Below are 19432 nucleotides of genomic sequence, written 5' to 3'. Positions count from 1 at the left end.
AATTCTGTCCAAAACGCGTAGAATTTGCCACGTTTCAGGCGCGGGGTGGAGCAGCCTGGTAGCTCGTCGGGCTCATAACCCGAAGGTCGTCGGTTCAAATCCGGCCCCCGCAACCACTTTCCCATAAAGTTCTTTTTCAAATATACTGTGAAGACTTAGAGCCTTCGTAGCTGGATTTGAAAAAATGCTTTCGGAGAGTGCTCCAGGCCACAGTTGTGGCTATAGGGTTCAGTTATCTAAAGCCCCGATTTATCGGGGTTTTTTGTTATCTGACTACAGAATAACTGGGCTTTACGCCCTTTTTTTATGTCTTGGGGGTGGGCTTGTCCACATTAGAGCAAAAATTAACAGAGATGATTACTGCGCCGGTCGAAGCACTGGGCTACGAACTGGTCGGCATCGAATTCGTTCGCGGCCGTACATCCACACTGCGCATCTATATTGATAGTGAAGATGGCATCAATGTTGATGATTGTGCTGATGTCAGCCACCAGGTGAGTGCGGTTCTTGATGTTGAAGACCCAATTACCGTTGCGTACAACCTGGAAGTTTCCTCACCTGGCCTCGATCGCCCGATGTTCACGGCCGAGCACTATGTGCGCTTTACCGGTGAAGAAGTGGCTCTCGTTCTGCGTATGGCCGTACAGAACCGCCGTAAATGGCAGGGAATTATCAAAGCCGTTGATGGTGAAATGATCACGGTGACAGTCGAAGGCAAAGATGAAGTGTTCGCGCTGAGTAATATCCAGAAGGCGAACCTGGTTCCCCACTTTTAACAGTCTGGATTGAGGTGAAAAGCCCGCGATGAACAAAGAAATTTTGGCTGTTGTTGAAGCCGTCTCCAACGAGAAATCACTGCCGCGTGAGAAGATTTTTGAAGCGCTGGAAAGTGCACTGGCTACAGCAACCAAGAAAAAATACGAACAAGAGATCGATGTTCGCGTAGAAATCGATCGTAAAAGCGGTGACTTCGATACATTCCGTCGTTGGGTAATCGTTGAAGAAGTGACCCAGCCAACTAAAGAGATCACCCTGGAAGCCGCCCGTTTTGAAGACGAAAGTCTGAACGTGGGTGACTACGTTGAAGATCAGATTGAGTCTGTGACCTTCGACCGTATCACTACCCAGACCGCTAAACAGGTTATCGTGCAGAAAGTGCGCGAAGCCGAGCGCGCGCTGGTTGTCGATCAGTTCCGCGATCAGGAAGGCGAAATCATCACTGGCGTGGTGAAGAAAGTGAACCGCGACAACATCTCCCTGGAGATCAAATCCGAAGGGTTGCCGGGTAACGCTGAAGCCGTGATCCTGCGTGAAGATATGCTGCCGCGTGAAAACTTCCGTCCGGGCGACCGTATTCGTGGTGTTCTGTACGCTGTGCGTCCAGAAGCTCGCGGTGCGCAGCTCTTCGTGACCCGTTCTAAACCAGAAATGCTGGTAGAACTGTTCCGTATCGAAGTACCGGAAATCGGTGAAGAAGTTATCGAAATTAAAGCGGCGGCTCGCGATCCGGGCTCCCGTGCGAAAATTGCGGTGAAAACCAACGACAAGCGTATCGACCCGGTCGGTGCTTGCGTCGGTATGCGCGGTGCGCGTGTCCAGGCAGTTTCTACTGAGCTGGGCGGCGAACGCATTGATATCGTTCTGTGGGACGACAACCCGGCGCAGTTCGTGATCAACGCAATGGCTCCGGCTGATGTGGCGTCTATCGTTGTTGACGAAGACAAACACACCATGGATATCGCTGTTGAAGCGGGCAACCTGGCGCAGGCAATCGGCCGTAACGGTCAGAACGTACGCCTGGCGTCACAGCTGAGCGGCTGGGAACTCAACGTGATGACCGTTGATGACCTTCAGGCCAAGCATCAGGCTGAAGCCCACGCGGCGATCGATACCTTCACCAAATACCTGGACATTGACGAAGACTTCGCCACTGTGCTGGTTGAAGAAGGTTTCTCTACGCTGGAAGAACTGGCCTACGTGCCAATGAAAGAGCTGCTGGAAATTGACGGTCTGGATGAACCAACCGTTGAAGCCCTGCGTGAACGCGCTAAAAACGCACTGACCACCCTGGCGCTGGCTCAGGAAGAAAGCCTTGGCGATAAGAAGCCGGCTGATGACCTGCTGAATCTGGAAGGTCTTGATCGTGCGATTGCGTTCAAGCTGGCTGCCCGTGGTGTTTGTACGCTGGAAGATCTCGCTGAGCAAGGCGTTGATGACCTGGCCGATATCGAAGGTTTAACCGACGAGAAAGCCGGCGAACTCATCATGGCCGCACGTAATATTTGCTGGTTCGGCGACGAAGCGTAATAAACTGTAGCAGGAAGGAACAGCATGACTGATGTAACTGTAAAATCGCTGGCTGCTGAGATTCAGACCTCCGTGGACCGCCTGGTACAGCAATTTGCTGATGCAGGGATCCCGAAGTCCGCTGATGACTCGGTGACCGCGCAAGAAAAACAAACCTTGTTAGCGCACCTGAACCGTGAACACGGCTCTACGCCTGACAAGTTAACGCTACAGCGTAAAACGCGTAGCACGTTGAACATCCCTGGTACCGGTGGCAAAAGCAAGTCGGTACAAATTGAAGTCCGCAAGACGCGCACCTTTGTAAAACGTGATCCGCAAGAGGCAGAACGCCTTGCCGCGGAAGAGCAGGCACAGCGTGAAGCGGAAGAACAAGCTCAGCGTGAGGCAGAAGCCACTGCCAAACGTGAAGCAGAATTAAAAGCTGAACGTGAGGCCGCAGAAAAAGCGAAACGCGACGCCGGTGAAAAAGCGAAGCGTGACGCTGCGGAAAAAGACAAAGTGAGCAATCAACAGACCGACGAAATGACCAAAACTGCCCAGGCTGAAAAAGCCCGCCGTGAAAATGAAGCTGCCGAGCTGAAGCGTAAAGCGGAAGAAGAAGCCCGCCGCAAGCTTGAAGAAGAAGCTCGCCGCGTCGCCGAAGAAGCGCGTCGCATGGCAGAAGAAAACGAGAAGAATGGTGTGAATACCGCTGAACCAACTGAAGATACCAGCGATTATCACGTCACCACGTCTCAGCATGCGCGTCAGGCAGAAGACGACAACGACCGCGAAGTAGAAGGTGGTCGTGGTCGTACTCGCAGTGCAAAAGCTGCGCGTCCTGCGAAAAAAGGTAACAAACACGCTGAATCAAAAGCTGACCGTGAAGAAGCGCGTGCAGCGGTTCGCGGCGGTAAAGGTGGCAAGCGTAAAGGTTCCGCTCTCCAGCAGGGCTTCCAGAAGCCTGCTCAGGCCGTTAACCGTGACGTTGTGATCGGCGAAACTATCACCGTTGGCGAACTGGCTAACAAAATGGCGGTGAAAGGCTCTCAGGTCATCAAAGCGATGATGAAACTGGGCGCAATGGCCACCATCAACCAGGTCATCGACCAGGAAACCGCACAACTGGTTGCCGAAGAGATGGGCCACAAAGTTATCCTGCGTCGTGAAAACGAGCTGGAAGAAGCAGTAATGAGCGACCGTGATACGGGCGCAGCGGCTGAACCGCGCGCACCGGTTGTGACCATCATGGGTCACGTTGACCACGGTAAAACCTCTCTGCTTGACTACATTCGTTCTACTAAGGTTGCCTCCGGCGAAGCGGGTGGTATTACCCAGCACATCGGTGCTTACCACGTAGAAACCGAAAACGGCATGATCACCTTCCTGGATACCCCAGGCCACGCAGCGTTTACCTCAATGCGTGCTCGTGGTGCTCAGGCAACGGATATCGTTGTTCTGGTTGTTGCTGCCGACGATGGCGTGATGCCGCAGACCATTGAAGCTATCCAGCACGCGAAAGCGGCGCAGGTGCCTCTGGTTGTTGCAGTCAACAAAATCGATAAGCCAGAAGCCGATATGGATCGCGTGAAGAACGAACTGTCCCAGTACGGCGTTATGCCGGAAGAGTGGGGCGGTGAAGCACAGTTCATCCCTGTATCTGCAAAAGCGGGTACCGGTATCGACGACCTGCTGAACGCCATCCTGCTTCAGGCTGAAGTTCTGGAGCTGAAAGCGGTTCGTAAAGGTATGGCGAGCGGCGCGGTAATCGAATCCTTCCTGGATAAAGGTCGTGGTCCGGTTGCAACCGTTCTGGTTCGCGAAGGTACTCTGCACAAGGGCGACATCGTTCTGTGTGGTTTCGAATACGGTCGCGTTCGCGCGATGCGTAACGAACTGGGTCAGGAAGTGCTGGAAGCGGGTCCGTCCATTCCAGTGGAAATCCTGGGGCTGTCCGGTGTTCCGGCTGCCGGTGACGAAGTAACCGTCGTACGTGACGAGAAGAAAGCGCGTGAAGTCGCTCTGTATCGTCAGGGTAAATTCCGTGAAGTGAAGCTGGCTCGTCAGCAGAAATCTAAACTCGAGAATATGTTCGCCAACATGACCGAAGGCGAAGTTCACGAAGTGAACGTTGTTCTGAAAGCGGACGTTCAGGGTTCTGTGGAAGCGATCTCCGACTCCTTGCTGAAACTGTCTACCGACGAAGTGAAAGTGAAGATCATCGGTTCTGGCGTAGGTGGTATCACCGAAACCGACGCAACTCTGGCAGCAGCGTCAAACGCGATCCTGGTTGGCTTCAACGTTCGTGCTGACGCATCTGCGCGTAAAGTCATTGATGCTGAAAGCCTGGATCTGCGTTACTACTCCGTCATCTATAACCTGATTGACGAAGTGAAAGCAGCGATGAGCGGCATGCTGTCTCCTGAGCTGAAACAGCAGATCATCGGTCTGGCTGAAGTACGTGACGTGTTCAAATCACCGAAATTCGGTGCGATCGCGGGCTGTATGGTTACCGAAGGGACCATCAAGCGTCACAACCCAATCCGCGTGCTGCGTGACAACGTGGTTATCTACGAAGGCGAGCTGGAATCCCTGCGCCGCTTTAAAGATGACGTTAACGAAGTCCGTAACGGCATGGAATGTGGTATCGGCGTGAAGAACTACAACGACGTTCGCGTTGGCGATATGATCGAAGTGTTCGAGATCATCGAAATTCAGCGTACCATCGCGTAATCTTCTTCAACAGAAGATTAATGAGCGTAGGCCGGGTAAGCGAAGCGCCACCCGGCAGTAATTTTAAAAAGGGGCTTAAGCCCCTTTTTTGTCTGGAGAATTTATTATGGCGAAAGAATTTGGTCGCCCACAGCGCGTCGCGCAGGAGATGCAGAAAGAGATCGCTCTCATTCTGCAACGTGAAATCAAAGATCCACGCGTGGGTATGATGACCACCGTGTCTGGCGTGGAAATGTCCCGCGACCTGGCGTACGCCAAAGTGTTTGTAACTTTCCTGAATGACCAGGATGAAGACGCTGTGAAGAACGGCATTAAAGCGTTGCAGGAAGCCTCTGGTTTCATTCGCTCTCTGCTTGGCAAAGCGATGCGCCTGCGTATCGTGCCAGAGCTGACCTTCTTCTACGACAACTCGCTGGTTGAAGGTATGCGTATGTCCAACCTGGTGACCAGCGTGGTGAAACATGACGATGAGCGTCGTGTTAACCCGGCGGACGACAGCAAGGAGGACTGATGAGTCGTCCTCGTCGTCGCGGTCGTGACGTGCATGGCGTGCTCTTGCTGGATAAACCACAGGGCGCATCCAGCAACGACGTGCTGCAAAAAGTGAAGCGTATTTATAACGCCAACCGAGCAGGGCACACCGGCGCGCTGGATCCGCTGGCAACCGGCATGCTGCCGATCTGCCTGGGGGAAGCGACAAAGTTTTCCCAGTACCTGCTGGATTCCGATAAGCGCTACCGCGTGATTGCCAAACTGGGCCAGCGTACGGATACCTCCGATGCAGATGGCCAGGTGGTGGAAGAGCGCCCGGTGACCTTCAGCGCAGAGCAACTTGATGCGGCGCTGGACAGCTTCCGTGGTGATACGCTACAGGTGCCGTCGATGTATTCGGCGCTGAAATATCAGGGCAAAAAGCTCTACGAATATGCACGTCAGGGCATTGAGGTTCCGCGCGAAGCTCGTCCGATTACAGTGTATGAGCTGCTGTTCATTCGTCACGAAGGTGATGAACTCGAGCTGGAAGTACACTGTTCGAAAGGGACCTATATCCGCACCATCATTGATGACCTCGGTGAAAAGCTGGGCTGCGGCGCGCATGTGATTTATCTGCGTCGTCTGGCGGTCAGCAAATATCCGGTCGAACGCATGGTGACGCTTGAGCATCTGCACGCCCTGATTGAGCAGGCGCAAGCGCAGGGCGTTGCGCCGGCCGATCTGCTGGACCCGCTGCTGATGCCAATGGACAGTCCGGCAGTGGACTTCCCGGTTGTTAATCTTCCTTTAACATCGTCCGTTTACTTTAAGAACGGAAACCCGGTTCGCACAACGGGGGCACCGCTTGAGGGCCTGGTACGCGTGACGGAAGGTGACGAAGGGAAATTCATCGGTATGGGCGAAATGGACGGCGAAGGGCGTGTGGCGCCGCGTCGTCTGGTCGTCGAATATCCGGTCGAAGCGTGACGGTGATAACGCCTTACCTTGCGATAAGCAGGGGAGACGAGTAGAATATCGCCGCTTAACGCCTGGTAAATTGTTTAACAATCTGCGGGGCGTACATGGGATAGCTGAATTAGAGATCGGCATCCTTACATTCTTTATACTTTGGAGTTTGAAAATGTCTCTAAGCGTTGAAGCTAAAGCTAAAATCGTTTCTGAGTTTGGTCGTGGTACTAACGACAGCGGTTCTACCGAAGTTCAGGTTGCACTGCTGACTGCACAGATTAACCACCTGCAAGGTCACTTTGCAGAGCACAAAAAAGATCACCACAGCCGTCGTGGTCTGCTGCGTATGGTTTCTCAGCGTCGTAAACTGCTCGACTACCTGAAGCGTAAAGATGTTGCACGCTACACCGCGCTGATCGAGCGTCTGGGTCTGCGTCGCTAATTCTTGCGAGTTTCAGAAAAGGGGGCCTGATGGCCCCTTTTTTCAACCAGACGGCAGCAATTCAATGGAAACTATTGTATTGTTGCTATAAATGATCTTCATTGCAGAGGTTCGCGCGGCTAATGAGAGGCTTCACCCATGGGGGTGTCGGTTGTCATTAGTCGCGAGGATGCGAAGAAGGTCGGGTTAAATCGTCAGCACACCTGAGGTGTGCTTTCAAACATTTAAGAAAGGACAGAACTTTGCTGAATCCGATCGTTCGTAAATTCCAGTATGGTCAGCATACCGTCACGCTGGAAACCGGCATGATGGCGCGTCAGGCTACTGCTGCCGTTATGGTAAGCATGGATGACACTGCTGTATTCGTTACCGTAGTTGGCCAGAAAAAAGCTAAACCAGGTCAGGACTTCTTCCCGCTGACCGTTAACTACCAGGAGCGTACCTACGCTGCCGGTAAAATCCCAGGTGGCTTCTTCCGTCGTGAAGGCCGTCCAAGCGAAGGCGAAACCCTGATCGCGCGTCTGATTGACCGCCCGGTTCGTCCGCTGTTCCCGGAAGGCTTCGTGAACGAAGTGCAGGTTATCGCAACCGTTGTTTCCGTTAACCCGCAGGTTAACCCGGACATCGTTGCGATGATCGGTGCGTCTGCTGCCCTGTCACTGTCTGGTATTCCATTCAATGGTCCAATCGGTGCTGCGCGCGTGGGTTACATCAATGATCAGTACGTGCTGAACCCAACTCAGGAAGAGCTGAAAGAGAGTAAGCTGGACCTGGTTGTCGCCGGTACTGAAGCCGCGGTGCTGATGGTTGAATCCGAAGCTGAACTGCTGAGCGAAGACCAGATGCTGGGCGCTGTGGTCTTCGGCCACGACCAGCAGCAGGTTGTTATCCAGAACATCAACGACCTGGTGAAAGAAGCCGGTAAACCACGCTGGGACTGGCAGCCAGAAGCGGCAAACGACGCGCTGAACGCACGCGTTGCTGCACTGGCAGAATCTCGTCTGAGCGACGCATACCGCATCACCGACAAACAGGAGCGCTATGCTCAGGTTGATGTGATCAAATCTGAAGTGACCGCGACCCTGGTTGCCGAAGACGAAACGCTGGACGCTAACGAAATTGGCGAAATCCTGCATGCCATCGAGAAAAACGTTGTTCGTAGCCGCGTACTGGCAGGCGAGCCGCGTATCGATGGCCGTGAAAAAGACATGATCCGTGGTCTGGACGTGCGTACTGGCGTACTGCCACGTACTCACGGTTCTGCGCTGTTCACCCGTGGTGAAACGCAGGCGCTGGTAACCGCGACCCTGGGTACTGCACGTGACGCACAGATCATCGACGAACTGATGGGCGAGCGCACTGACAGCTTCCTGTTCCACTACAACTTCCCTCCGTACTCTGTGGGCGAAACCGGTATGGTTGGCTCACCGAAGCGTCGTGAAATTGGTCACGGTCGTCTGGCGAAGCGCGGCGTGCTGGCAGTGATGCCAGAAGCAGACAAATTCCCGTACACCGTACGTGTGGTGTCTGAAATCACTGAATCCAACGGTTCTTCTTCCATGGCTTCCGTGTGTGGTGCTTCTCTGGCGCTGATGGATGCAGGCGTGCCAATTAAAGCCGCCGTTGCGGGTATCGCAATGGGTCTGGTGAAAGAAGGCGACAACTACGTTGTTCTGTCTGACATTCTGGGTGATGAAGACCACCTGGGCGATATGGACTTCAAAGTGGCGGGTTCCCGCGACGGTATCTCTGCCTTGCAGATGGATATCAAAATTGAAGGTATCACCAAAGAGATCATGCAGGTTGCTCTGAACCAGGCTAAAGGTGCGCGTCTGCACATCCTGGGCGTGATGGAACAGGCTATCAACGCGCCACGCGGTGATATCTCTGAATTCGCTCCGCGTATTCACACCATCAAGATCAATCCAGACAAGATCAAAGATGTTATCGGTAAGGGCGGTTCCGTTATCCGTGCACTGACCGAAGAGACGGGCACCACCATCGAAATCGAAGATGACGGTACTGTGAAGATCGCAGCAACCGACGGCGAGAAAGCGAAATACGCTATCCGTCGTATCGAAGAGATCACGGCAGAAATCGAAGTGGGCCGTATCTACAATGGTAAAGTGACCCGTATCGTTGACTTTGGCGCATTCGTTGCCATCGGTGGCGGTAAAGAAGGTCTGGTACACATCTCTCAGATCGCTGACAAGCGCGTTGAGAAAGTGACCGATTACCTGCAAATGGGTCAGGAAGTACCGGTGAAAGTTCTGGAAGTTGACCGCCAGGGCCGTATCCGTCTGAGCATTAAAGAAGCAACCGAGCAGTCTCAGCCTGCTGCGGCGCCGGAAGCTCCGGCTGCTGAACAGCAAGGCGAGTAAGGTTGCCATTTGCCCTCCGCGCAGGCGGAGGGCTTATTATCAGGCAGGACGCCTTGTTAAGCCGCCGGGGGACAGGACGTTCATCCAATAGTTGTCTTCGGGAGTGGGAAATGAAGCCTTTTTTGCGCTGGTGTTTCGTTGCGACAGCTTTAACGCTGGCAGGATGCAGCAACTCTGCCTGGCGTAAGAGCGAAGTCCTCGCAGTGCCATTGCAACCGACTTTGCAGCAGGAAGTCATTCTGGCACGCATGGAACAAATACTTGCCAGTCGGGCTTTAACCGATGACGAACGCGCACAGCTTTTATATGAGCGCGGAGTGTTGTATGATAGTCTCGGTCTGAGGGCACTGGCGCGAAATGATTTTTCACAAGCGCTGGCGATTCGACCTGATATGCCTGAAGTATTCAATTACTTAGGCATTTATTTAACGCAGGCAGGCAATTTTGATGCTGCCTATGAAGCGTTTGATTCTGTACTTGAGCTTGATCCAACTTACAACTACGCGCACTTGAATCGCGGTATCGCATTGTATTACGGCGGACGTGATAAGTTAGCGCAAGATGATCTGCTGGCGTTTTATCAAGACGATCCTAATGATCCTTTCCGCAGCCTGTGGCTTTACATCGTTGAGCAGAAGCTTGATGAGAAGCAGGCCAAAGAAGCACTGAAACAGCGCTTCGAGAAATCGGACAAGGAACAGTGGGGATGGAACATTGTCGAGTTCTACCTGGGCAACATTAGCGAAGCAACGCTGATGGAACGCCTCAAGGCGGACGCAACGGATAACACCTCGCTCGCTGAGCATCTCAGTGAAACCAACTTCTATTTAGGTAAGTACTACCTAAGTCTGGGGGATATGGACAGCGCTACGGCACTGTTCAAATTAGCGGTTGCTAACAACGTACATAACTTCGTTGAGCACCGTTATGCATTGTTGGAATTATCGCTCTTGGGCCAGGAGCAAGACGACCTGGCAGAATCGGACCAGCAATAGCTGACGACATAAACATCAGCCCGTAATCTTTTGATTGCCATCACCTTCACTGGTGAGGGCGTTGTTGTTCGTCAATACACCTAATTTGAGCCGGTTCACACTTTTCAATGAAAATTGCTAATCATTTTCACGATGAGCTAAGTAGACTGGCCGCCATTAATATCGAGGCACTTGTACTACATGGCTGAATTCGAAACCACTTTTGCAGATCTGGGCCTGAAGGCTCCTATCCTTGAAGCCCTTAACGATCTGGGTTACGAAAAACCATCTCCGATCCAGGCTGAGTGTATCCCACACCTGCTTTCTGGTCGTGACGTGCTGGGCATGGCCCAGACTGGTAGCGGTAAAACCGCAGCATTCTCGCTGCCGCTGCTGAACAACATTGATCCGGACCTGCGCGCGCCGCAGATCCTCGTCCTGGCTCCAACCCGTGAACTGGCTGTTCAGGTTGCTGAAGCCATGACGGAATTCTCTAAACATATGCGCGGCGTAAACGTGGTAGCCCTGTACGGCGGCCAGCGTTATGACGTGCAGTTACGCGCCCTGCGCCAGGGTCCACAGATTGTTGTCGGTACGCCGGGCCGTCTGCTGGATCACCTGAAGCGCGGTACCCTGGACCTCTCTAAACTGAGCGGTCTGGTACTGGACGAAGCCGATGAAATGCTGCGTATGGGCTTCATCGAAGACGTAGAAACCATCATGGCGCAGATCCCGGAAGGTCATCAGACCGCTCTGTTCTCTGCAACCATGCCAGAAGCGATCCGTCGCATTACCCGCCGCTTCATGAAAGAGCCGCAGGAAGTGCGCATTCAGTCCAGCGTGACCACTCGCCCGGACATCAGCCAGAGCTACTGGTCTGTATACGGCATGCGCAAAAACGAAGCGCTGGTGCGTTTCCTGGAAGCGGAAGATTTTGATGCGGCGATTATCTTCGTTCGTACCAAAAACGCGACCCTGGAAGTGGCTGAAGCCCTGGAGCGTAGCGGCTACAACAGCGCAGCGCTGAACGGCGACATGAACCAGGCCCTGCGCGAGCAGACCCTGGAGCGTCTGAAAGACGGTCGTCTGGATATTCTGATTGCAACCGACGTGGCAGCACGTGGTCTGGACGTTGAGCGTATCAGCCTGGTTGTAAACTACGATATCCCAATGGACTCCGAGTCTTACGTTCACCGTATCGGCCGTACCGGTCGTGCGGGTCGTGCGGGCCGTGCGCTGCTGTTCGTTGAGAACCGCGAGCGTCGTCTGCTGCGTAACATTGAACGCACCATGAAGCTGACCATTCCAGAAGCTGAGCTGCCAAACGCAGAACTGCTGGGCAAACGCCGTCTGGAAAAATTCGCCGCGAAAGTACAGCAGCAGCTGGAGAGCAGCGATCTGGATCAGTACCGTGCGCTGCTGTCCCAGATCCAGCCTGTCGCTGAAGGCGAAGAGCTGGACATGGAAACCCTGGCCGCAGCACTGCTGAAAATGGCGCAGGGCGAACGTAGCCTGATCGTGCCACCTGATGCGCCGATGCGTCCTAAGCGTGAGTTCCGTGACCGTGACGATCGTTTCGAACGTCGTGGCGACCGTAACGACCGTGGTCCACGCGGTGACCGTCCAGAGCGTGGTGGTGAAGACCGTCCACGTCGCGAGCGTCGTGACGCTGGCGAAATGGAACTGTATCGCATTGAAGTGGGCCGTGATGATGGTGTTGAAGTTCGTCACATCGTTGGCGCGATCGCTAACGAAGGCGACATCAGCAGCCGTTACATTGGTAACATCAAGCTGTTCGGTTCCCACTCCACCATCGAGCTGCCAAAAGGCATGCCGGGCGAAGTACTGCAACACTTTACTCGCACCCGCATCCTGAACAAGCCGATGAACATGCAGCTGCTGGGCGATGCACAGCCACGTCCTGACCGTGGCGGCGAACGTCGTGGCGGTGGTCGCGGTTTCGGTGGCGAGCGTCGTGAAGGCGGTCGCAGCGAAGGTCGCGGTGGTGAAGGCCGTCGTTTCTCCGGTGAGCGCCGCGAAAACCGTGGTCCACGCCGTGAAGAAGGTGCCAGCCGTCGTCGTTTCGGTGACGCGTAAGCCTTTCGCTTCTGACGTAAAGTAAAATATACAGCCCCGATAGTCGCTATCGGGGCTTTTTTTATTCCTTTTGTACTCTTGTACTGGTACAGTGCGGCACATTAAAATGCAGAACCACATTTTTCACTGGAGATAAGGCCGCATGGCAACACTAACCACCACCCAAACGTCACCTTCGCTGCTTGGCGGCGTGGTGATCATCGGCGGAACCATCATTGGTGCCGGGATGTTTTCCCTGCCTGTGGTCATGTCCGGTGCGTGGTTCTTCTGGTCGCTGGCGGCGCTGGTTTTCACCTGGTTCTGCATGCTCCATTCCGGGCTGATGATCCTTGAAGCAAACCTGAACTACCGCATTGGCTCCAGCTTCGACACCCTCACCCGGGATCTGTTGGGCAAAGGCTGGAACCTGGTGAACGGGCTGTCCATCGCGTTTGTACTCTATATCCTGACCTACGCGTACATTTCAGCGAGCGGGTCGATTCTGCATCACACCTTCTCAGAGATGTCGCTGAACGTTCCGGCGCGTCTGGCGGGTCTCTGCTTCGCGCTGGGCGTGGCGTTTATCGTCTGGATGAGCACCAAAGCGGTCAGCCGCATGACGGCAATCGTGCTGGGCGCAAAGGTCATCACCTTCTTTCTTACCTTCGGCAGCCTGCTGGGGCACGTCACGCCGGCCACGCTGTTTAACGTTGCCGAAACGAACACCTCTTATACGCCGTACCTGCTGATGACCCTGCCGTTCTGTCTGGCGTCGTTTGGCTACCACGGTAACGTACCGAGCCTGATGAAGTACTACGGCAAGGATCCGCGCACCATCGTGAAATGCCTGGTTTACGGCACGCTGCTGGCGCTGGCGCTGTATGTGATCTGGCTGCTGGGGACGATGGGTAACATCCCGCGTCCGGAATTTATCGGCATTGCGCAGAAGGGCGGTAACATTGATGTGCTGGTACAGGCGCTGAGCGGCGTGCTGAACAGCCGCAGCCTGGATCTGCTTCTGGTGGTCTTCTCGAACTTTGCGGTGGCGAGTTCATTCCTCGGCGTGACGCTGGGCCTGTTTGACTACCTGGCGGATCTGTTTGGTTTTGATGACTCTGCGACGGGGCGCTTCAAAACGGCGCTGTTGACCTTCCTGCCGCCGATTGTGGGCGGCCTGCTGTGGCCGAACGGTTTCCTCTACGCCATCGGCTATGCAGGACTGGCGGCCACCATCTGGGCGGCGATTGTACCGGCGCTGCTGGCGCGCAAATCACGTAAGCGCTTCGGCAGCCCGAAATTCCGCGTCTGGGGCGGAAAACCGATGATTGCGCTGATCCTGGTATTTGGTATCGGTAACGCGGTGGTGCACGTGCTGTCGAGTTTTAATCTGTTGCCTGTGTATCAGTAAAACGTGCGGTCTGAACCCCTCACCCCGGCCCTCTGCCGCAGGGAGAGGGAGAAAAGAATGTAGGCCCGGTAAGCGAAGCGCCACCGGGCAAAGCAAAAAAACTACCCCACCAACTCCTCTTTCACCTGCATTGCCAAATCAAACGAATGCAGACGCGCCTGGTGATCGAAAATCTGGCCGTTAACCATAATCTCATCCGCCTGGGTTTCACGCAGCACCGCCTCCAGCCCGTGACGCACTTTCGCCTTATCACCTACCAGCGACATACTCAGAGCCTGCTGCACGCCATACTGCTCGGAGGCCGACCACAGCTGATGCATATTCTCTACCGGCGGCGGCAGCTGGCCCGTCTCACCGCGACGCAGCTTCACAAACGCCTGCTGCATGGAGGTGAACAGGAATTCCGCGTCGCGGTTGCTGTCGGCGGCAATGATATTGATACAGACCATCGCGTACGGTTTCTCCAGACGCTCGGACGGTTTGAAGTGCGTGCGGTAGAGATGCAGCGCCTGATGCAGCATATCCGGTGCGAAATGCGAGGCAAACGCAAACGGCAGCCCCAACTGGGCGGCGAGCTGCGCGCTGTACAGACTTGAGCCTAACAGCCATACCGGGATCTTTTCCCCGTACCCCGGCACAGGACGCACGTGCGGGTTCGGATCCCGCGCGTCAAACCAGCCCACCAGCTCCGCCACATCGCGCGGGAAGTTATCGATATCGCCGCTCATATGGCGACGCAGGGCGCGCATGGTCGGCTGGTCGCTGCCCGGCGCGCGGCCAAGCCCTAAATCAATACGGCCCGGATAGAGGGTATTCAGCGTCCCGAACTGCTCAGCAATCACCAGCGGGGCGTGGTTTGGCAGCATCACGCCGCCGGAGCCCAGGTGCAGTGTGGTGGTATTCGCCGCCAGATAGCCAATCAGCACCGAGGTGGCGGCGCTGGCGATGCCCACCATATTGTGGTGTTCCGCCAGCCAGTAGCGGTGATAGCCGCGCTTTTCGGCAAGCTGAGCAAGATCGAGAGAGTGCGTGAAGGCTTCTCTGGCCGAGGAGCCTTGTGGGATCGGCGCCAGATCCAGCACCGAAAACGGAATGGTTTTGTCAGTCATAACAGCTCACTTTGTCGACGGTCAATCTTTAATACTGCATTAAAAAATGATAACCGTTGTTAACAAAGTGAGCCTTTTTTATGCCTGCAATTCCAGCCCGGCGAGACGTCGCCAGTAACCGTTGCAGTCGCTGTTTGCCGTCAGAGGCAGCGGAGCAGCGCCATTTTCGTTGGCGCGGAAGGCGTCCAGCATGGCGAATACGCCGGTATCAAGCGGCGAAAGACGCACCATATCCACCAGCCCGTGCATTGACGCCAGTTCGTTGCCGAGGTTATAGACGTAACCGCTCATGGTCTGAATGCCGTTAAGAACAAACACCTGCTGATTCTCCTGCGACAGCATGCTGCGTCCGTTCGGGTACTTAATGCAGCAGGTTTCGCACTCGTCTTTCGGACGATCTTCGGAACGTGCGGTGAAGCAGCGGGCAGAGTAGGCCAGCGGCAGATGCCCATAGCTCAGAACTTCCACTTCAAACTTGTTGCGAATGCCCAGCTCTTCGCACTGTGTAAGCAGGTTGGCCAGCCAGTCGCGGGAGAGTTCAACCGGCATGCACCAGCGGGTCATCCCCTGTTTGAGCAGCAGGCGCAGGGTCACGGCGTTATAGCAGTTCAGGGCATGTCCGGCGACAAACGGCAGCTTACGTTCGGCGCACATGTTCACCACGCCCAGGTCGCTCGCCTCCAGCAGGAACTCACCGTTTTCGACGTAGCGCTTCAGCTCGCCCAGTTCAGAGGACGCCTGCACCAGCGCCAGCGTCGAGAGCACCACCTGCTTGCCGCTGCCGGCCAGGCTTTTCGCCATATCCAGCCAGTCGCCCACTTTGGTGGCGCGGCGCTTGCTGCACACCGCTTCGCCGAGGTAAATCACATCGGCGCTGCTGGTAGCGGCCTGCTGGTAAAAATCTTCCAGCGTCTCTTTTGACCAGTAGTAAAGCACCGGCCCTAATGAATATTTCATGATTTTCTCACTGCCATTTACGGTGATACGCGCCGAGCGTGGTTTGGGTGCCTTCGGACATCGCGCCGAGCGTCTCCATCCATGCCGCCTGCGGAGCGTAGTTTTGCGGGTCCGCCATGCAGCGGTCGATGGCCTGACGCCACACCTTTGCCACCTGGCTCACGTAGGCCGGGCTGCGCTGGCGGCCTTCGATTTTCACCGAGGCAATATTGGCGGCCAGCAGCTCTGGCAGCAGTTCCAGCGTGTTGAGGCTGGTGGGCTCCTCCAGCGCGTGGTAGCGCTCGCCGTCCACCAGATATCGGCCTTTGCACAGCGTCGGGTAGCCCGCGTTTTCACCGTCCTGATAGCGGTCAATTAACACGTCATTCAGGCGCGACTCCAGCCCCTGCGGCGTTTGCTGCCAGCGAACGAAGCGGGCAGGCGAGCAGGCGCCGACGGTATTTGGCGATTCGCCGGTCAAATACGAGGAAAGATAGCAGCGGCCTTCGGCCATGATGCACAGGCTGCCGAAGGCAAAAACCTCCAGCGGCACTGGCGTGACGCGCGCCAGTTGCTTAACCTGATGAATAGAGAGTACGCGCGGCAGCACCACGCGAGCCACGTCAAAGTGTCGATGATAAAAACGGACGGCCTCTTCATTGGTGGCCGATGCCTGAACAGAGACATGGCGCTCAATATGCGGATAACGTTCTGCCGCATACTCAAGCATGGCGAGGTCGGCCAGGATCAGCGCATCGGCGCCCAGCTGGGCCGCCATATCCACGGCGCGCTGCCAGCGGGCATAGCCATCAGGATGGGCAAAGGTATTGATGGCGATGTGCAGTTTGCGCCGGTGCTGGTGGACGAAGTTAACGGCTTCCTGAAGCTTTTTCTCCGTAAAGTTAAGACCCGCAAAATGGCGGGCGTTGGTATCATCTTTCAGCCCGATATAGACCGCATCGGCCCCATTTTCGATGGCCGCCTTAAGCGCCGGAAGGTTTCCGGCAGGGCAGAGCAGCTCCATAATTTATCCCGATGTTGTCGATCGCAGGGATCGTAAAAAATGTTAACGAGCTGGGATTTTAATTAACCCATACGCGACAATTTTTGATTTAAGGCAGCTAATGGCGTATTGATGGCACCAATAATGAGGTACACCGGACAACGGTTTGTTGATTTACGCCGCTATCTTCTTGTCGGGATATGGCAAAATAGCAGGACTATAGCTATCAGGGAGTAAAGCTCGTGCTGGATAAACTGCGTTCACGTCTCGTACAATTTGGTCCATCAATGCTGAGCGTGCCGGTAAAATTGGCGCCGTTCGCGCTTAAACGCCAGGTGCTGGAACAGGTACTGAGCTGGCAGTTCCGCCAGGCGCTACAGGACGGTGAGCTGGAGTTTCTGGAAGGCCGCTGGTTAAAGATTGAAGTGCGCGATATCGGGTTGCGCTGGTTTACTTCCGTTGAGAACGATCGGCTTATCGTCCGTGAAACCGCCGAGGCGGATGTCAGCTTTAGCGCGGATGCCAGCGATCTGCTGATGATCGCCGCGCGCAAACAGGATCCGGACACCCTCTTCTTCCAGCGTCGTCTGGTGATTGAAGGCGACACGGAGCTCGGTCTGTACGTCAAAAATTTAATGGATGCCATTGAACTGGAGCAGATGCCGAAAGCGCTGCGTATGATATTGATGCAAATGGCAGATTTCGTTGAGGCCGGGCTAAAAACCCCGCCGGACAGTAAACACACTTCAGTAGGTGAACCATGCTGATTCGAGTCGAAATTGGGATTGATGCGCCGGGTATCGATGCGTTGTTACGCCGCTCTTTTGCAGGCGACGCCGAAGCCCAACTGGTTCACGATCTTCGCGAAGATGGCCTGATTACGCTGGGCCTGGTTGCCACTGACGATGAAGGGCAGGTGGTCGGCTACGTGGCCTTCAGCCCGGTGATTGTGCAGGGTGAAGAGTTGCAGTGGGTCGGCATGGCGCCGTTGGCGGTGGATGAAAACTACCGTGGCCAGGGCCTGGCGCGCCAGCTGGTCTATGAAGGACTGGATTCACTGAATGAATTTGGCTATGCCGCTGTCGTCGTTCTGGGCGATCCGGCGTTCTACGAACGTTTAGGTTTTGAGCCAGCGTCCAGATACGATCTGCGCTGCCACTGGCCGGGCACGGAAACATCTTTCCAGGTGCATCCTCTGGCAGATGATGCGCTCGACGGCGTTACCGGTCTGGTGGAGTACCACGATCATTTCAATCGTTTTTAAGCAGGCTTTCGCGTAGCGCCTCGAAAGAGCCGTCCCCGTTGACGAGACGCTCTTTCTGGCGCTTTGTCAGCTGCTTGATGCGGTATTCCAGCCTGAGCGCCAGGGATCTGTCGCCCACGGCGGCTGAAAACGCTAACTGAAGTTCACCTTTCCCCCGTAGTGCTTTCGCCCCTTTCCCCGTTTGATGTTGTAAAAAACGCCGTGCCACATCGGTAGTGATCCCGGTGTAGAGTGCGTTATCAGCGGTTCGGACAAGATAGAGAAACCAGCACACGGTAAACAGATTCAGTATGTTAAGGTGAACGCACCATAGCATGAGAGAGAGCGAAAATGGAAACACTGGCCGCCATTAACCGCTGGCTGGCAAAGCAGCATGTCGTGACCTGGTGCGTCTGTAAAGACGAGGAGATGTGGTGCGCAAATGCCTTTTATTACTACGATCCCGAGCGCGTGGCCTTTTACGTAATGAGCGAAGACAAAACGCGGCATGCGCAGATGACGGGCCAGCAGGCAAAAGTGGCAGGTACGGTAAACGGTCAGCCTAAAACTGTTGCGCTGATCCGCGGGGTCCAGTTCAAAGGTGAAATTCGTCGCCTGGAAGGGGAGGAGAGCGACGCGCAACGTAAACGCTATACGCGCCGCTTCCCGGTGGCTGCGGCGCTAAAAGCCCCGGTGTGGGAAATCCGCCTTGATGAGCTGAAATTTACCGACAACACCCTGGGCTTTGGTAAAAAGCTGCACTGGTTACGCGCCGAGCAGGCGTAGCGCTTCACGGTTAAACGCCGGCAGATCGTCCGGTGTACGGCTGGTGATCAGCTGATCGTTATCGTTCACCACTTCCTGATCGTAGAACTCGGCTCCCGCGTTTTTCAGATCGATAACGATCGGTTTCACCGCGGTGAGCTTACGCCCGCGTACCACCTCGGCGCTGATCAGCAGCTGCGGACCGTGGCAAATGGCAAACACCGGTTTACCGGTGCCGACGAAGTCACGGGTAAAGGTGACGAAACGCTCGTCCCCGCGCAGGGAATCCGGTGAATGGCCGCCCGGTAACAGCAGGGCGTCGAAATCCGACGGGCTGACGTTATCAATGGATTCGTCAATGGTCACGCTGGCTTCGCCCTTATGGCCCTTCACGGTTTTACCCGCTTCTTTCTCGATGGTGACCACTTCGTGGCCCGCCTTGCGGAATGCCTCTGCTGGCGACGTAAATTCTGAATCTTCAAACTCGTCGGTAATCAAGACTGCGATTTTTTTACCCATGCTTCCTCCGTTGTTTTCGCTTCAGACTGTTTTTTTCCCGTTTGTGGTAAATACTTACCGGTAACAGACTTTTAAGTGTGGTAGAGCAGGCCCAGAACGCAAACGGACAATTCT

Annotated in this window: 19 protein-coding genes and 1 tRNA gene; 15 read left to right on the top strand and 5 right to left on the bottom strand. The window is 55.0% G+C overall.

The features are described 5' to 3' along the window. Positions 1 to 39 precede the first annotated feature (39 nt). From ACOTZD_RS19065 to mtr, 12 genes are all read left to right on the top strand, one after another. Positions 40 to 116, top strand: a tRNA-Met gene (locus tag ACOTZD_RS19065). 207 nt (positions 117 to 323) lie between these two features. Beyond that, the gene (rimP, locus tag ACOTZD_RS19060) at positions 324 to 776 is read left to right on the top strand and encodes a ribosome maturation factor RimP (protein WP_014833432.1); all 453 of its coding nucleotides are present in this window, start codon (positions 324 to 326) and stop codon (positions 774 to 776) included. Between the two features lie 28 nt (positions 777 to 804). Beyond that, the gene (gene nusA, locus ACOTZD_RS19055; RefSeq protein WP_003861798.1) at positions 805 to 2307 is read left to right on the top strand and encodes a transcription termination factor NusA; all 1503 of its coding nucleotides are present in this window, start codon (positions 805 to 807) and stop codon (positions 2305 to 2307) included. A gap of 24 nt (positions 2308 to 2331) precedes the next feature. Continuing rightward, positions 2332 to 5019 (top strand): translation initiation factor IF-2, encoded by a 2688-nt coding sequence (infB, locus tag ACOTZD_RS19050; protein WP_003861796.1) that lies wholly within the window; start codon positions 2332 to 2334, stop codon positions 5017 to 5019. 106 nt (positions 5020 to 5125) lie between these two features. After that, positions 5126 to 5530 (top strand): 30S ribosome-binding factor RbfA, encoded by a 405-nt coding sequence (gene rbfA, locus ACOTZD_RS19045; protein WP_003861793.1) that lies wholly within the window; start codon positions 5126 to 5128, stop codon positions 5528 to 5530. Beyond that, positions 5530 to 6480: a tRNA pseudouridine(55) synthase TruB gene (gene truB, locus ACOTZD_RS19040; protein WP_003861791.1), complete on the top strand. Its 951-nt coding sequence runs from the start codon at positions 5530 to 5532 to the stop codon at positions 6478 to 6480. Before rbfA ends, truB begins: the two co-directional genes overlap by 1 nt. Before the next feature lie 154 nt (positions 6481 to 6634). Further along, a complete protein-coding gene (gene rpsO, locus ACOTZD_RS19035; RefSeq protein ID WP_003861789.1) occupies positions 6635 to 6904 on the top strand; it encodes a 30S ribosomal protein S15 in 270 nt (89 codons plus the stop codon). Positions 6905 to 7146: 242 nt separating this feature from the next. Continuing rightward, positions 7147 to 9285, top strand: a complete 2139-nt coding sequence (pnp, locus tag ACOTZD_RS19030; RefSeq protein WP_003861786.1) for a polyribonucleotide nucleotidyltransferase — start codon at positions 7147 to 7149, stop codon at positions 9283 to 9285. 110 nt (positions 9286 to 9395) lie between these two features. After that, positions 9396 to 10280: a lipoprotein NlpI gene (gene nlpI, locus ACOTZD_RS19025; RefSeq protein WP_003861782.1), complete on the top strand. Its 885-nt coding sequence runs from the start codon at positions 9396 to 9398 to the stop codon at positions 10278 to 10280. 107 nt (positions 10281 to 10387) lie between these two features. After that, positions 10388 to 10468 (top strand): protein YrbN, encoded by an 81-nt coding sequence (yrbN, locus tag ACOTZD_RS19020; protein ID WP_097397692.1) that lies wholly within the window; start codon positions 10388 to 10390, stop codon positions 10466 to 10468. Next, positions 10461 to 12356 (top strand): DEAD/DEAH family ATP-dependent RNA helicase, encoded by a 1896-nt coding sequence (locus ACOTZD_RS19015; protein ID WP_003861780.1) that lies wholly within the window; start codon positions 10461 to 10463, stop codon positions 12354 to 12356. The genes yrbN and ACOTZD_RS19015 overlap by 8 nt, the downstream gene beginning before the upstream one ends. A 142-nt stretch (positions 12357 to 12498) precedes the next feature. Continuing rightward, a complete protein-coding gene (gene mtr, locus ACOTZD_RS19010) occupies positions 12499 to 13743 on the top strand; it encodes a tryptophan permease (protein WP_045347164.1) in 1245 nt (414 codons plus the stop codon). Between the two features lie 101 nt (positions 13744 to 13844). On the opposite strand, the gene ACOTZD_RS19005 is transcribed toward mtr, so the two are convergent. From ACOTZD_RS19005 to ubiU, 3 genes are all read right to left on the bottom strand, one after another. Beyond that, on the bottom strand, positions 13845 to 14852 hold the full coding sequence (locus ACOTZD_RS19005) for a luciferase-like monooxygenase (RefSeq protein ID WP_045347165.1): 1008 nt from the start codon (positions 14850 to 14852) through the stop codon (positions 13845 to 13847). A 78-nt stretch (positions 14853 to 14930) separates the two neighbouring features. After that, positions 14931 to 15809: a U32 family peptidase gene (locus ACOTZD_RS19000; RefSeq protein WP_045347166.1), complete on the bottom strand. Its 879-nt coding sequence runs from the start codon at positions 15807 to 15809 to the stop codon at positions 14931 to 14933. A gap of 7 nt (positions 15810 to 15816) precedes the next feature. Continuing rightward, a complete protein-coding gene (gene ubiU, locus ACOTZD_RS18995; protein WP_003861773.1) occupies positions 15817 to 16812 on the bottom strand; it encodes a ubiquinone anaerobic biosynthesis protein UbiU in 996 nt (331 codons plus the stop codon). A 221-nt stretch (positions 16813 to 17033) separates the two neighbouring features. Here ubiU and ubiT point away from each other — a divergent pair, with 221 nt between their 5' ends. Beyond that, positions 17034 to 17558, top strand: coding sequence for a ubiquinone anaerobic biosynthesis accessory factor UbiT (gene ubiT, locus ACOTZD_RS18990; RefSeq protein WP_023314904.1), 525 nt, complete (start codon positions 17034 to 17036; stop codon positions 17556 to 17558). After that, on the top strand, positions 17552 to 18055 hold the full coding sequence (locus ACOTZD_RS18985; RefSeq protein ID WP_003861769.1) for a GNAT family N-acetyltransferase: 504 nt from the start codon (positions 17552 to 17554) through the stop codon (positions 18053 to 18055). The genes ubiT and ACOTZD_RS18985 overlap by 7 nt, the downstream gene beginning before the upstream one ends. Here the strand turns inward: ACOTZD_RS18985 and ACOTZD_RS18980 are convergent. After that, entirely contained in the window at positions 18042 to 18371 is a 330-nt protein-coding gene (locus ACOTZD_RS18980; protein WP_003861768.1) for a GIY-YIG nuclease family protein, read from the bottom strand. The genes ACOTZD_RS18985 and ACOTZD_RS18980 overlap by 14 nt on opposite strands. 14 nt (positions 18372 to 18385) lie before the next feature. Here ACOTZD_RS18980 and ACOTZD_RS18975 point away from each other — a divergent pair, with 14 nt between their 5' ends. Then, entirely contained in the window at positions 18386 to 18820 is a 435-nt protein-coding gene (locus ACOTZD_RS18975; protein WP_003861766.1) for a YhbP family protein, read from the top strand. Here ACOTZD_RS18975 and ACOTZD_RS18970 read toward each other — a convergent pair. Next, a complete protein-coding gene (locus tag ACOTZD_RS18970; RefSeq protein WP_015571965.1) occupies positions 18800 to 19318 on the bottom strand; it encodes a type 1 glutamine amidotransferase domain-containing protein in 519 nt (172 codons plus the stop codon). The genes ACOTZD_RS18975 and ACOTZD_RS18970 overlap by 21 nt on opposite strands. Positions 19319 to 19432 lie beyond the last annotated feature (114 nt).

The sequence above is a fragment of the Enterobacter cloacae complex sp. SHL022 genome (assembly GCF_049237785.1).
GTDB lineage: Bacteria > Pseudomonadota > Gammaproteobacteria > Enterobacterales > Enterobacteriaceae > Enterobacter > Enterobacter hormaechei_C.
The sequence above is the reverse complement of the archived record's forward strand: the minus strand, read 5'-3'. Positions and strand labels throughout refer to the sequence as shown.

Coding starts and splice junctions, on each gene's coding strand:
- nusA (WP_003861798.1), top strand. CDS start 805: ATGAACAAAGAAATTTTGGCTGTTGTTGAAGCCGTCTCCAACGAGAAA.
- infB (WP_003861796.1), top strand. CDS start 2,332: ATGACTGATGTAACTGTAAAATCGCTGGCTGCTGAGATTCAGACCTCC.
- rbfA (WP_003861793.1), top strand. CDS start 5,126: ATGGCGAAAGAATTTGGTCGCCCACAGCGCGTCGCGCAGGAGATGCAG.
- truB (WP_003861791.1), top strand. CDS start 5,530: ATGAGTCGTCCTCGTCGTCGCGGTCGTGACGTGCATGGCGTGCTCTTG.
- rpsO (WP_003861789.1), top strand. CDS start 6,635: ATGTCTCTAAGCGTTGAAGCTAAAGCTAAAATCGTTTCTGAGTTTGGT.
- nlpI (WP_003861782.1), top strand. CDS start 9,396: ATGAAGCCTTTTTTGCGCTGGTGTTTCGTTGCGACAGCTTTAACGCTG.
- yrbN (WP_097397692.1), top strand. CDS start 10,388: ATGAAAATTGCTAATCATTTTCACGATGAGCTAAGTAGACTGGCCGCC.
- ACOTZD_RS19015 (WP_003861780.1), top strand. CDS start 10,461: ATGGCTGAATTCGAAACCACTTTTGCAGATCTGGGCCTGAAGGCTCCT.
- mtr (WP_045347164.1), top strand. CDS start 12,499: ATGGCAACACTAACCACCACCCAAACGTCACCTTCGCTGCTTGGCGGC.
- ACOTZD_RS19005 (WP_045347165.1), bottom strand. CDS start 14,852: ATGACTGACAAAACCATTCCGTTTTCGGTGCTGGATCTGGCGCCGATC.
- ACOTZD_RS19000 (WP_045347166.1), bottom strand. CDS start 15,809: ATGAAATATTCATTAGGGCCGGTGCTTTACTACTGGTCAAAAGAGACG.
- ubiU (WP_003861773.1), bottom strand. CDS start 16,812: ATGGAGCTGCTCTGCCCTGCCGGAAACCTTCCGGCGCTTAAGGCGGCC.
- ACOTZD_RS18985 (WP_003861769.1), top strand. CDS start 17,552: ATGCTGATTCGAGTCGAAATTGGGATTGATGCGCCGGGTATCGATGCG.
- ACOTZD_RS18980 (WP_003861768.1), bottom strand. CDS start 18,371: ATGCTATGGTGCGTTCACCTTAACATACTGAATCTGTTTACCGTGTGC.
- ACOTZD_RS18975 (WP_003861766.1), top strand. CDS start 18,386: ATGGAAACACTGGCCGCCATTAACCGCTGGCTGGCAAAGCAGCATGTC.
- ACOTZD_RS18970 (WP_015571965.1), bottom strand. CDS start 19,318: ATGGGTAAAAAAATCGCAGTCTTGATTACCGACGAGTTTGAAGATTCA.